This window comes from Novosphingobium sp. ST904 (assembly GCF_001298105.1).
Lineage (GTDB): Bacteria > Pseudomonadota > Alphaproteobacteria > Sphingomonadales > Sphingomonadaceae > Novosphingobium.
The window spans coordinates 103,645-116,082 of sequence record NZ_LGJH01000162.1 but is presented as its reverse complement, the minus strand read 5'-3'; the positions used below and the strand labels follow the sequence as shown (position 1 = coordinate 116,082).

The window sequence follows — 12,438 nt, the reverse complement described above, 5'->3', positions numbered from 1 at the left end:
CAGTAGCCATGCAGAGCGTGCCGCCATCGTGGCAATCTGCGCTCGGCCCTGTGCTGGATTCCCCCGAATCGCGCCAGCTCGGCGGATGGCTGAACGCCGAGGAAGCATCAGGGAAACGGATTTTCCCACCGCGCGGAAGCCTCTCAGCGCCCTGGAACTGACACCGCTCGACGAAGTGCGCGTCGTCATCCTGGGGCAGGATCCCTACCATGGCGCGGGGCAGGCACATGGGCTGGCCTTTTCCGTCGCCCATGGCGTGCGGGTCCCGCCTTCGCTGGTGAACATGTACAAGGAACTGGCCACCGATTGCGGCGTCGCCGCGCCGGGACACGGCAACCTCGAACACTGGGCCCGGCAAGGCGTACTTCTGCTCAACAATGCGCTGACGGTCGAAGAGGGGCGGGCAGGATCGCACCAGAACAAGGGCTGGGAAGCGATCACCGATGCCGCGGTCGCGGCGGTTGCGGCCAAGGAGGATCCTTGCGTGTTCCTGCTCTGGGGTAATCACGCCAGGAAGAAGGCGATGCGGGTGCCGGGGCTCGCTTCGAGCCATCACCTGGTGCTGACGGCACCGCATCCCAGCCCGCTCTCGGCTTACGCGGGATTTTTCGGGTGCCGGCATTTCAGCAAGGCGAATGCGTTTCTCGAAGCGAACGGGCGTGGGCGAATCGACTGGTAGGTTTGCCACCTGGCGCCCTGGATCACGTTCGGGAGAAGAGGGTCAGGCAGCCCGGCCTGGAATGGCTTCGTCCATGACGTAATGGCTCATTGTGCCGCCCACGCCCAGATCGCCAAAGGCAGCGCGGAAGCGGCCGAAGCTGTCGAGCTTGCGAGCGGAATCGTGCGCTTCCATCGAGGTCCACACGACGTTGAACGTGAACTTCGACGGGTTTTCCACACCTCGGCCGAAACGGATCGAAACAACGCCTTCGCAGGCGGAGAGTTGTTCCAGCCCGACCTCGCGCATGGCGGCGGAAAAGGCTTCCTCCGCGCCGGGGCGGACTTCTATCTCTGCGATTTCTAGCAGCATCAGGTCATTCTCCCATTCGCCTGCCAAACTCCCGGAGCGTGTTCGCGAGGTCAACGCGGATGCGCCAGAAATCGCTGCCGCGTCGGAATCCTCAGTTCAAACGAAAAGGGCGCCCGCTGCCGGACGCCCTTCCTGTTCGTTCCACGTGTAACGTTTCAGCGCGGCAGTTCGGAAACGCCCATGAGCGCCTCGTCCACCGCGCGGGCGCACTGGCGACCTTCGCGGATGGCCCAGACGACCAGCGACTGGCCGCGACGCATGTCGCCGCAGGCATAGATTGCCGGATCACTGGTGCGGTAGTCGGCCATGGTGGCCTTGACGTTGCCGCGTGCGTCCAGTTCGACGCCCGACTGGTCGAGCATGCCGGCCTTGCGCGGACCGACGAAGCCCATGGCGAGCAGGATGAGGTCGGCTTCGAGCGTGAACTCGCTGCCTTCGACTTCCTGCATCTTGCCGTCCTTCCACTCGACGCGGACGCATTCGAGGGCGCGGACGTCGTTGTCGCCGATGACGCGCTTGGTCAGCACGGCCCAGTCACGCTCGACGCCTTCTTCGTGGCTCGACGAAGTACGCAGCTTGAGCGGCCAGTTCGGCCAGGACATCGCCTTGTTCTCGTGAAGCGGCGGCTTGGGCATGATTTCGAGCTGGGTGACCGAAGCCGCACCCTGGCGGTTCGAGGTGCCTACGCAGTCGGAGCCGGTGTCGCCGCCGCCGATGACGATGACGTGCTTGCCGGTAGCCGACAGCGTGCCGCGCGGGGCGGCGCGCAATTCGTCGTCACCCGCGTTGCGCTTGTTCTGCTGGGTCAGGAACTCCATCGCGAAGCGTACGCCGGGCAGTTCGAAGCCCGGAATGTTCAGCGGGCGGGGATCTTCGGCACCGCCGGAGAAGACCACGAGGTCGAAGTTTTCCTTCAGCGAGGCGACCGATACCGTCACGCCGACTTCGGTGGATGTCCGGAATTCCACGCCTTCCGCCATCATCTGCACGAGACGACGGTTGATGAGGTGCTTTTCCATCTTGAAGTCGGGGATGCCGTAGCGAAGCAGGCCACCGACGCGGTCGCTCTTCTCGAACACGGTGACCGAGTGGCCGGCGCGGGCGAGCTGCTGTGCGCAGGCCATGCCTGCCGGCCCGGAGCCGACGACGGCCACTGACTTGCCGGTCTTCTTCGCGGCAGGCTTCGGCGTGATCCAGCCTTCCTGCCAGCCCTTGTCGACGATCGCGCATTCGATCGACTTGATGGTGACAGGCTGGTCCACGATGTTCAGCGTGCAGGCCGCCTCGCACGGAGCGGGGCAGATGCGGCCGGTGAACTCGGGGAAGTTGTTGGTCGAGTGGAGGACTTCCAGCGCGTTGCGGAAGTCGTCCTCGTAAACCAGGTGGTTCCAGTCCGGGATGATATTGTTGACCGGACAACCGGTATGGCAGTGCGGCACGCCGCAGTTCATGCAGCGCGATGCCTGGTCCTTCAGCGCCTGCGGCGCGAGCGGGACGACGAACTCGTTGTAGTTCTTGAGGCGCTCCTTGGCATCGCCATAAGTGCGGTCCTGGCGGTCCAGTTCGAGGAAGCCGGTTTCCTTGCCCATCTTACTAATTCCCGATCTTATTCTGCTGCGACCGAAGCGGCTTCGAGGCGCTCGGCCTCCTGCTGGCGCAGAGCCTTTGCGTAGTCGCGCGGCATCACCTTGACGAACTTGCCCAGCGTGTTCGACCAGTCGTCGAGCAGCGCGCGGGCTCTTTTCGAGCCGGTGTGCAGGTGGTGGCGTTCGAGCAGGATGCGCAGGCGCTCCGCATCGTGGCGCAGCATGTCGCCCATGCCGAGGTCGCGGACCGAGACGGTGCGCTGTTGCGGCCGGCCCGTTCCCTCTTCCTCGTCGGCTTCGGCCGAGATCCGGATGAGATCGACCATCGCCGGGTTCACCAGCTTATCGAACTCGCCGTCCTCGTCGTAGACGTAGGCGATGCCGCCCGACATGCCCGCCGCGAAGTTGCGGCCGGTCTTGCCCAGCACGGTAACAACACCGCCGGTCATGTATTCGCAGCCGTGATCGCCGCAGCCTTCGACGACCGCGATCGCGCCCGAGTTGCGGACCGCGAAACGTTCGCCGCCGACACCGTTGAAGAACGCCTCGCCGGAAATCGCGCCGTAAAGCACGGTATTGCCGACGATGATGTTCTTGGTCGGATCGCGATCGACATGGCCGGGCTGGCGCACGATCACGCGGCCGCCGGACAGGCCCTTGCCGACATAGTCGTTGGCATCGCCGGTCAGGTCGAGCGTGACGCCGTGGGCAAGCCAGGCGGCGAAGCTCTGGCCGGCAACGCCGGTGAGCTTCACGTTGATGGTATTGTCGGGCAGGCCGTCATGGCCGTAGCGACGGGCCACTTCGCCCGAGAGCATCGCGCCGACCGTGCGGTTGACGTTGATGACGCTCTTTTCGATGCGAACGGCCTGACGGTTTTCCAATGCATCGGCCGCACCTGCGATCAGGGCATTGTCCAGCGCGTTTTCGAGGCCGTGGTCCTGCGCTTCACTCCAGCCCAGCGAGGGGCTGTCGCCCAGCGGTGCCTGGTAAAGCACCTTGGACAGATCGACGCCCTTGGCCTTCCAGTGCTGGACTGCCTTCTTCATGTCGAGCTTGTCGACGCGGCCGACCATTTCCGCGATCGTGCGGAAGCCGAGTTCGGCCATGATCGCGCGCAGTTCCTCGGCGACGAAGAAGAAGTAGTTGACCACATGCTCGGGCTGGCCGGTGAAGCGGGCTCGCAGGACGGGGTCCTGGGTGGCGACGCCGACGGGGCAGGTGTTGAGGTGGCACTTGCGCATCATGATGCAGCCGGCGGCGATCAGCGGGGCAGTGGCGAAGCCGAACTCCTCCGCGCCAAGCAGAGCTGCCACGGCAACGTCACGGCCGGTGCGCAGGCCGCCGTCGGCCTGAACCACCACGCGGCTGCGCAGGTTGTTGAGCAGCAGGGTCTGCTGGGTCTCGGCCAGGCCGATTTCCCAGGGCGAACCCGCGTGAGTCAGCGAGGTCAGCGGCGAAGCGCCGGTGCCGCCTTCGTAGCCCGAGATCGTGATGTGGTCCGCGCGGGCCTTGGACACGCCTGCCGCAACGGTGCCCACGCCGACTTCCGACACCAGCTTGACCGAGACACGGCTGGTCGGGTTCACGTTCTTGAGATCGTGAATGAGCTGCGCGATGTCTTCGATCGAGTAGATGTCGTGGTGCGGCGGCGGCGAGATCAGGCCGACGCCGGGCGTCGAGTGACGGGTCGCGCCGATGGTCTTGTCGACCTTGTCGCCCGGCAGCTGGCCGCCTTCGCCGGGCTTGGCGCCCTGGGCCATCTTGATCTGGATGTCGTCGGCATTGACGAGGTATTCGGTGGTCACGCCGAAGCGGCCCGAAGCAACCTGCTTGATCGACGAACGCATGGTATCGCCATTGGGCAGGGGCGTGAAGCGCGAGGGGTCCTCGCCGCCTTCACCGGTGTTCGACTTGCCGCCGATGCGGTTCATCGCCAGCGCCAGCGTGGTGTGCGCCTCCCAGGAGATCGAACCGTAGCTCATCGCGCCGGTGGCGAAGCGCTTCACGATTTCGCTGGCAGGTTCCACTTCGGAGATGTGGATCGCCTGACCGGGCACGAATTCCATCAATCCGCGGATGGTCAGCATCCGGGTCGACTGGTCGTTGATGGTGCGGGCGAATTCCTCGTACTTGGCGGGGATGTTGCCGCGCACGGCGTGCTGGAGCGCGCCGATGTTCTCGGACGTCCAGGCATGTTCCTCGCCGCGCACGCGCGAACCGTAGATGCCGCCGACATCGAGCATGTTCGCGTAGATCGGATTATCGCCATAGGCCGCATCGTGGCGGCGCACGGCTTCCTGCGCGATCTCTGCGAGACCGGCACCCTCGATCGAGGTCGCGGTTCCGGTGAAGTACTTCTCAACGAAGGCGGTCGAGAGGCCGACAGCATCGAAGATCTGGGCGCCGCAATATGACTGGTAGGTCGAGATGCCCATCTTGGACATGACCTTACGGATGCCCTTGCCGATGGCGTAGACGTAGTTCTTCGCCGCCTGCTCCGCCGTTACCGGCAGGTTCTTGCGAACGCGCACCGCTTCGATGGTCTCGAAGGCGAGGTAGGGGTTGATGGCTTCGGCGCCGAAGCCCGCCAGCGCGCAGAAGTGGTGGACTTCACGCGCTTCGCCGGTTTCCACGACGAGGCCGGTCTGCATGCGCAGGCCCTGGCGGACGAGGTGGTGGTGGACGGCGGCGGTTGCCAGCAGCGCCGGCATCGGGATGCGGTCCGGGCCCTGGGCGCGGTCGGACAGGACGAGGATGTTCTTGTCCGCCAGCACCGCTTCGGTCGCGGCCCAGCACATTTCCTTGATCGCCATTTCGAGGCCCGCGGCGCCGCTCTTGGCGTCCCAGGTCATGTCGATGGTGGCGGTGCGGAAGGCGCCGTCAAGCGCGGCTTCCACCGAGCGGATCTTGGCGAGGCCAAGGTCGGTCAGGATCGGCTGGCTGACTTCGAGGCGCTTGTGGCTGCCGGCGTCATGGCCGAGCAGGTTCGGGCGCGGGCCGATCATCGAGACGAGGCTCATGACCAGTTCCTCGCGGATCGGGTCGATCGGCGGGTTGGTGACCTGCGCGAAGTTCTGCTTGAAGTAGTCGTAAAGCAGGCGGGCCTTGTTCGACAGCACCGGGATCGGCGTGTCGGTGCCCATCGAGCCGAGCGGATCGTCGGCGGCGACGGCCATCGGCTCCAGGAAGCGGGTCACGTCTTCCTGGGTATAGCCGAACACCTGCTGGCGATCGAGCAGGGTGCCGGTGGGCGCGGGCAGCTCGGCCAGCTCGGGCTCGATCACGTCGAGGTCCGCCAGCTTGTACTGCGCCTGGTCGAGCCACTTTTCATAGGGCTCGGCGGCGGCGAGCTGGGTCTTGATTTCCTCGTCCTCGATGATGCGGCCCTGATCGAAGTCGATCAGGAGCATCCTGCCGGGCTGGAGGCGCCACTTGCGGACGATGTTGTCTTCCTTGATCGGAAGCACGCCGGATTCCGACGCCATGACGCAGATATCGTCGTCGGTGACGAGGAAGCGCGCGGGGCGCAGGCCGTTACGGTCGAGCGTGGCGCCGATCTGGCGGCCGTCGGTGAAGGCCACGGCGGCCGGGCCGTCCCACGGCTCCATCAGGGCGGCGTGATACTCGTAGAACGCGCGCCGTTCCGCCGTCATCAGCGGATTGCCCGCCCATGCTTCCGGGATCAGCATCATCATCGCGTGGCTGAGCGAATAGCCGCCCGCGAGCAGCAACTCGAAAGCGTTGTCGAGGCAGGCGGTGTCCGACTGTCCGTGCGGGATCAGCGGCCACATCTTATCGAGGTCGGCGCCGAGCAGCTCCGATTCCATGGTGCGGCGGCGGGCGTTCATCCAGTTCACGTTGCCGCGAACCGTGTTGATTTCGCCGTTGTGGGCCATGAAGCGGAACGGGTGCGCCAGCTTCCAGCTCGGGAAGGTGTTGGTCGAGAAGCGCTGGTGCACGAGGCCGAGCGCCGAGACGAACTCGGGATTGCGCAGATCGTCGTAGAACGAGCCGACCTGGGTTGCCAGCAGCAGGCCCTTGTAGACGATCGTGCGGCTGGAGAAGCTGGGCATGTACAGCTCGGTCAGACCGGGCAGGTTATGCTTCTTAGCCATCGCTTCGAGCGGGTTCTGCGTCTGCTTGCGGATCGCCAGGATCTTGCGCTCGAACGCGTCCTGGTCGGCGCAGTTGTCGCCGCGGCCGACGAAGCACTGGCGGATCACCGGCATCGAGTTGATGACGGTCTTGCCGAGGCCGTCAAGCGTGACGGGCACGTCGCGCCAGCCGATCAGGTGCTGGCCTTCCTTGGCGATGAACTTCTCGAAGGTCTGCGTGATGAGGTCGCGGCTGGCTTCGTCCTGCGGGAGGAAGCACATGGCGACGGCATAGTCGCCCGCCTGCGGCAGCTCGACGCCGGTGGCGGCGGCCCAACTGCGGAACAGCGTATCGGGAAGCTGGGTCAGGATTCCTGCGCCGTCACCCAGCAGCGGGTCGGCGCCCACCGCACCGCGGTGGTCAATGTTTTTAAGGATTTCCAGTGCCTGAGTAATGATCGCATGTGTTTTCTGGCCTTTGATATGGGCTACGAAGCCCACACCACAGGAGTCGTGTTCGTTACGCGCATCATAAAGGCCTGGGGCTTAGGAAATCCCATCGATAAAACCCATCCTGTCATTTTTTGTCGGGTTGCCTTCCATGCTCCGCCTCGGCGCGCACGAATCGTGCGACGCCGATACGCGTCATGGGGTCCCAAGCGCCCCCATGACGATTACGAGACGTTTTTTGCAATGGCGAAGGCAGGGGGTCGCGCAGGATTTAGTGCGTGTGCACGGTAAAAAAGGGAATTTTGTTATGCAAAAACCCGGAACGGTTGCGCCGGACCGGGTTTTTGCAGAGATGTGACGTCGATTTGCCGGGGCGTCAGGCGGCGCCGCTCATCCGCTGGAGGGTGGCGAGTGCGGCGCGCAGTGCCTTTTCGGTTTCGGTAGGATCCGGCCGGGCTGGCGGATCGAACGGCCGATCGGGCGATGCCTGCGTCATGCCGCTCTCTTCGGCATCCGCCGGAAGCATGCTTTCATCGAAATGAACGAAATTCTGCCGCGGGGCCTGACGGGAAAGGTTCAGCAGGGACGAGTAGCCCTGTTCGAGAACGGCCTCTTCCTCGTCGTCCTCGGGCTTCTCGTCATAGGCGAAGTTCTGCGAGAGAGCGTCGAATTCGGCATATCGGCCGGCATCTTCCTCTTCTTCGTCCCCGGCTTCGAACGCGTCAGGCCCGATTTCCACTGCAACGGCATGCGCGATGCCGAGGGAAACCGGCGCGGCGGCGAGGCTGATATGGCGCGGCGGAAGGTAGCCGGGCAGGGCATCGTCGTCATTTCCGAACGAATCGAGCCCCACCGGGCGCAGGGCCGCCGGGATGCGGGAAATTGCGGAAGGTCCGTCCTCGCTTTCACCGGGCGCCTGATGCACGGGCAATGCGAATGGGGCGACCGAAGCAAGGCGCGGCAAAGGCGAGCGCAGGGTTTCGGTGAATGGCGGTTCTGCGAAAGGCGGGGCAGGGAATGCGATGGTTTTCGCCGTCGTGACCGAGGCTTCGGTTGCCGTCGGGAGTTCCGGCGAACTTGCGGGTGCATCGGGCGCGAACAGCGGTTGAGGCGCGGGCTGCCCGACGAACGCCGACGAGGAGGGCGTCACGGCGCTGCGCTTGCGGCGCTGTTCTTCCATCGCAAGGGCGAGGCGTTCGAGCAGTTCGACCTGCGACAGTGTTTCCAGTTCGGCTGCCGCGATTCGTTCCGCGGCATTCCGCGCGCTCTCCGTGTCCGCTTCGGGCAGGGTTGCGGCCGCGTCTGATTCGGCCGCCGGCGGGGCGGAAGCCGCGAATCCCGGAGCGGGTGTGCTCGCCTCGGCGGGTTCGGAAACCTTGTTCGCATAGGCTTCGAACAACCGGTTGTTCAGCGCTTCCGGCGCCGGCGTGGAAGGCGCGGGTTCCATTTCCGGCCCGTCTTCGGCCTCGGCCTCGGTCTTGTCTTCGTGCGCCCATGCAGCCGGTGAGAAGCTGTGGATTTCCTGGCGAGGCTCAAGCCATTCGGGAACGCGGCCGAACGGAGCTTCGGAGCGATCGTCGCTTTCTTCCCGGCTCTCACCTGTCTCTTCTGCCGGGAACTGGCCGGGAACCGTCCATGCAGGAGCGGCGTCCGGCGCTGCCGCGATCGGCGCGAAACTGGGTCCGTCCTCGAAAGCGGGGGCCTCCGAAGCCGTTGAAGCGGGAAGCTGCGTGGTCACGATCCCGTCGATGTCGAGCTCCGACAAGTTGAGGATCTGGGGGGCTTCCTCGCCTTCGGGCCGTGTTTCGAGCGCTTCGGCCGGCTGTTCCTCGGCCACCAGCGCGAATGCGCGGCGGCGGCGTGGCTGGTTTGCCTGCGGTGCGGGATCGGCCTCTTCCGCGCTTTCCGCTGTCTCGAAGCCGGCGAAAGGCATGCGAGCGGGCTGTGCCTCGGTGGTCTGGGCGACCCGGCGGCCGGCCACGAGGCCGACAAGTCCGCCGAGCCCGGTCATGGCGAGTGCGAAGAGGATGCGGGCGGTGTTGCCCAGCGGCGGCGTGGCCATCGGGAGCACCTTGCCCAGCCCGGTAGCGCCGACAATGCGTTCCAGCAGTGCCGGGCTCACCATGATCGACCCGAGGCCGAAGAGGGCGGCAAACCACAAGGCGACGATCGCGGGAAACAGGGGGTGACGGCTGATCGGCTGGGCCACGGCGGGCTTCCTGTTCTCTGCTTTCGCCACGAATCGTACCCCGTTTCTCACGTTGGAATTGCGGAATTCCGCCTGGTCAGGCAGCGGTTCCCAGTCCTTTTTCAGCATCGAGAGGTGCCACCATTTGGTAAACGTCTCGATAACGACGGGCATTGGCGGCCCAGTCGTGCCGTTCCCGGACATGTCGGCGCCCGGCCTCGCGACAGGCTTCCCACGATTCGCGGTGTGCGAGCAACCCCGCCAGAGCGGCCGCGCAGGCAGCCGGATCGTCAGGCGCGAACAGGGTGCCGGTCACGCCGTGGTCCACCAGTTCGCGGTGCCCGCCGACATCGCTGGCCGCGACAAGCTTGCCCTGCGCCATGGCCTCGAGCGGCTTGAGCGGGGTGACGAGGTCCGTGAGGCGGCTTTTCTTGCGCGGATAGGCCATGATGTCGGCCAGGGCGTAATAGCGCTCGACTTCATGGTGAGGCACCCGGCCGATGAAGCGGATTGCCTTCGCCGCCGGGGAGGCCAGCGCCTGAGCGCGCAGCGCCTCCTCGCGCGGGCCGCCGCCGACCATGAGCAGCCGCGCGTCAGGTTGTCTCTCCAGCAGCAGCGGCATGGCGGCGATCAGGTCGTCAGCCCCTTCATAGTCGTAGAAACTGCCGATGAAACCGATCACCGGGCAGGCGCGGCCATCGGTTTCGAAGCCCAGTTCCTCTGCCAGCGCCCTGTCGCGCGCGGGCGGCGTACCGAACAGTTCCAGATCGACGCCGTTTGGCATTTTCGTGATCTTCGCGGTGGGAACGCCCCGGGCGATGAGATCGGCGCGCAGGCCGTCGCAGATCGTCACGATCGCATCGGCGCGGGCGACGACCCGGTTTTCGAGGGCGCGGGTCAGCCGGTATTTCAGCGAACCCTCGGCGCCGGTACCGTTGCCGACGGCGGCATCCTCCCAGAATGCGCGGATTTCATAGACCAGCGGGATGCCGTGCCGGCGCGCGACGCGCGACGCGCGGCGCCGCTGAGCGAGGGGGAATGGGCGTGGATCACGTCGGGGCGCCATTCGCGCACCACCTGTTCGATGGTCTGCGCGAAAAGCCCGATCTCGCGCCATTCGCGCAGCCCGGCGGGCCCGCTTGCACTTCCACGGGTGCGGTGGAAGACGAGGCCGTCCGCCTCCTCGACATCGGGGCCAGTCGCTGTATGGCGCAGGCCTGTCACGCCGCGCACCTCGAAGCCCATCGCTTCCTGTGCCTTGAGGATCGCGCGGGTCCGGAAGGTGTAGCCGCTGTGCATCGGCAGCGAATGGTCAAGGACGTGGAGAACACGGGTCATGGTCGCAATTCCTATGCCTGCAAGGCTTAACGCCGCGTCAACTCCGTACTGCTAGGCCCGGCAGCGATGGTCGACATCCTTGCCCTTGCCGTGAGCCACGCTCTGCTGGCGCTTGCCGCCTGGCGCCTGCTGTGGCGGCCGGAACTGGACGTGGAGGGCGGGGCGGAGAAAAGCCGCCGCATCGTCCGCCGCGGGATGCAGTGGGGCGGCGCGGACGACCGGGCCGGAAGCCCGGATTCGAGCGGCACGCAAGAGGCGGCAGGCGATGATTGATCTTGCGCTGAGCGGCTTTCTCCTCGGGTTTCTCCTGCTGGGGCTCAAACGTCCGTTTCTCTGGGTGCTGTGCTATCTCTATGTCGACATCGTGTCGCCGCAGGTCATTTCCTGGGGGATACTGGCGCATTTTCCGGTCTCGCTCATGGCCTTTGCCGCAGCCTTTCTCGGCTGGGTTCTGTTTGACGACAAGCGCGATTCGCGCATTACCGGGCGCCAGATCCTGCTGGCGCTGCTGTTGTTCTATTGTGCGGTAAGCACGCTTCGGGCCGTTTATCCGGTGGAGGCGCAGGAGAAATGGGCCTGGGTCTGGAAGGCGCTGGTCTTCGCGATCTTCCTGCCTTTCACCTTGCGAACGCGGTTGCGGATAGAGGCGGTGGCGCTGGTCATGGTGCTGTCCGCCGCCGCGCTGATCGTCGACGGAGGGCTGAAAACCGCGCTTGGCGGCAGCGGCTACGGCACTTTGCGGATCTTCGTGGACAACAACACCGGGCTCTACGAAGGGTCGATCCTTTCCTGCGTGGCGATCGCCATCATTCCCATCATCCTGTGGCTGGCGAAGTACGGGACGGTCTTCCCGCCAGACTGGCGCGTGCGTGTTTTCGCGGCGGCGCTGATCTTTGCATGTGCCCTGATTCCGGTGGGAACCCAGGCCCGGACGGGGCTGGTGTGCCTGGGCGTGCTATGCCTGTTCTACTTGCGAACGGCCCGGCACAAGGTGCTGATCGCGGGGGGAATGGCGCTGGCCGTCATGGTCGCCTTGCCGTTCCTGCCGGCCTCTTTCCTGGCGCGCATGGGGACGATCGAGAACCACCAGTCCGACCAGTCCGCCGGTACCCGTCTCGGGGTGTGGAGCTGGACCTGGGACTATGCGAAGCACAATCCGCTGGGCGGCGGCTTCGTGGTCAGCATGGCGAGCAGGGTGGCTTACGATACGGTCTCCGTGCAGACGGTGGGCAACAGCACGACGGTCACGCGAACGCCGGTCGTCGAGCAGGGGCGCGCCTTCCATTCGAGCTATTTCGAAATGCTGGGAGAGCAGGGTTTTCCGGGGTTCTTCCTGTGGATACTGCTGCAACTGACCGGGCTGGTGCAGATGGAGATGATCCGCCGCCGCTGGAGGAAACGCACCGGTGCCGACGAGGCCTGGGTGGCGCCGCTGGCGATCGCGCTCCAGCTTGCGCAAGTGGTCTACCTGATCGGATCGCTGTTCGTTGGCATCGCTTTCCAGCCCTTCATCCTGATGCTGATCGGCCTGCAATGCGGCTTCTGGAGCTACCTGAAGCGGATCGACACAACCGTACCAGAACGACACCTGAAGGCACCAGAGATGCGGGTGCAGGCTGCCACGCCGCCCAGGGGGGCAGCCGGTCGGCACAGGCGCCGGATCGGGACCGGCCGTGCTCCTTGAGAAAATTTAATCCTAACGCGCGACGGTTTCCTATCGCTCTGAAAAGTCCCGGGCTTCGCCATTTA

At 65.3% G+C, this 12,438-nt stretch carries 6 protein-coding genes and 2 pseudogenes; 3 read left to right on the top strand and 5 right to left on the bottom strand.

Annotated features, from left to right (window positions below; genetic code table 11):
• The first annotated feature begins 8 nt into the window (after positions 1-8).
• Positions 9-679 (top strand): annotated as a pseudogene (gene ung, locus ADT71_RS24380) (uracil-DNA glycosylase).
• Between the two features lie 42 nt (positions 680-721).
• Here the strand turns inward: ung and ADT71_RS24375 are convergent.
• The 5 genes and pseudogenes from ADT71_RS24375 to ADT71_RS24355 form a co-directional block, all read right to left on the bottom strand.
• Entirely contained in the window at positions 722-1,030 is a 309-nt protein-coding gene (locus tag ADT71_RS24375; RefSeq protein WP_054441162.1) for a putative quinol monooxygenase, read from the bottom strand.
• Between the two features lie 155 nt (positions 1,031-1,185).
• The gene (locus tag ADT71_RS24370; RefSeq protein WP_054441086.1) at positions 1,186-2,619 is read right to left on the bottom strand and encodes a glutamate synthase subunit beta; all 1,434 of its coding nucleotides are present in this window, start codon (positions 2,617-2,619) and stop codon (positions 1,186-1,188) included.
• Positions 2,620-2,636: 17 nt separating this feature from the next.
• The gene (gltB, locus tag ADT71_RS24365; protein ID WP_054441084.1) at positions 2,637-7,214 is read right to left on the bottom strand and encodes a glutamate synthase large subunit; all 4,578 of its coding nucleotides are present in this window, start codon (positions 7,212-7,214) and stop codon (positions 2,637-2,639) included.
• A 325-nt stretch (positions 7,215-7,539) separates the two neighbouring features.
• Complete coding sequence (locus ADT71_RS24360) at positions 7,540-9,525, bottom strand: hypothetical protein (RefSeq protein ID WP_156336805.1); 1,986 nt, start codon at positions 9,523-9,525, stop codon at positions 7,540-7,542.
• Positions 9,449-10,689: pseudogene (locus ADT71_RS24355) on the bottom strand (TIGR04063 family PEP-CTERM/XrtA system glycosyltransferase). The gene ADT71_RS24360 and the pseudogene ADT71_RS24355 overlap by 77 nt, the downstream one beginning before the upstream one ends.
• A gap of 66 nt (positions 10,690-10,755) precedes the next feature.
• Here ADT71_RS24355 and ADT71_RS24350 point away from each other — a divergent pair.
• Entirely contained in the window at positions 10,756-10,962 is a 207-nt protein-coding gene (locus tag ADT71_RS24350; RefSeq protein ID WP_054441080.1) for a hypothetical protein, read from the top strand.
• Positions 10,955-12,373, top strand: a complete 1,419-nt coding sequence (locus ADT71_RS24345) for a putative O-glycosylation ligase, exosortase A system-associated (RefSeq protein WP_054441078.1) — start codon at positions 10,955-10,957, stop codon at positions 12,371-12,373. Before ADT71_RS24350 ends, ADT71_RS24345 begins: the two co-directional genes overlap by 8 nt.
• The last annotated feature ends 65 nt before the right edge of the window (positions 12,374-12,438 follow it).

Excerpts from the sequence above, each read along its gene's own strand:
- ADT71_RS24370 (WP_054441086.1), bottom strand. The coding sequence starts at position 2,619 with ATGGGCAAGGAAACCGGCTTCCTCGAACTGGACCGCCAGGACCGCACT.
- ADT71_RS24350 (WP_054441080.1), top strand. The coding sequence starts at position 10,756 with ATGGTCGACATCCTTGCCCTTGCCGTGAGCCACGCTCTGCTGGCGCTT.
- ADT71_RS24345 (WP_054441078.1), top strand. The coding sequence starts at position 10,955 with ATGATTGATCTTGCGCTGAGCGGCTTTCTCCTCGGGTTTCTCCTGCTG.
- ADT71_RS24360 (WP_156336805.1), bottom strand. The coding sequence starts at position 9,525 with ATGCCCGTCGTTATCGAGACGTTTACCAAATGGTGGCACCTCTCGATG.
- ADT71_RS24375 (WP_054441162.1), bottom strand. The coding sequence starts at position 1,030 with ATGCTGCTAGAAATCGCAGAGATAGAAGTCCGCCCCGGCGCGGAGGAA.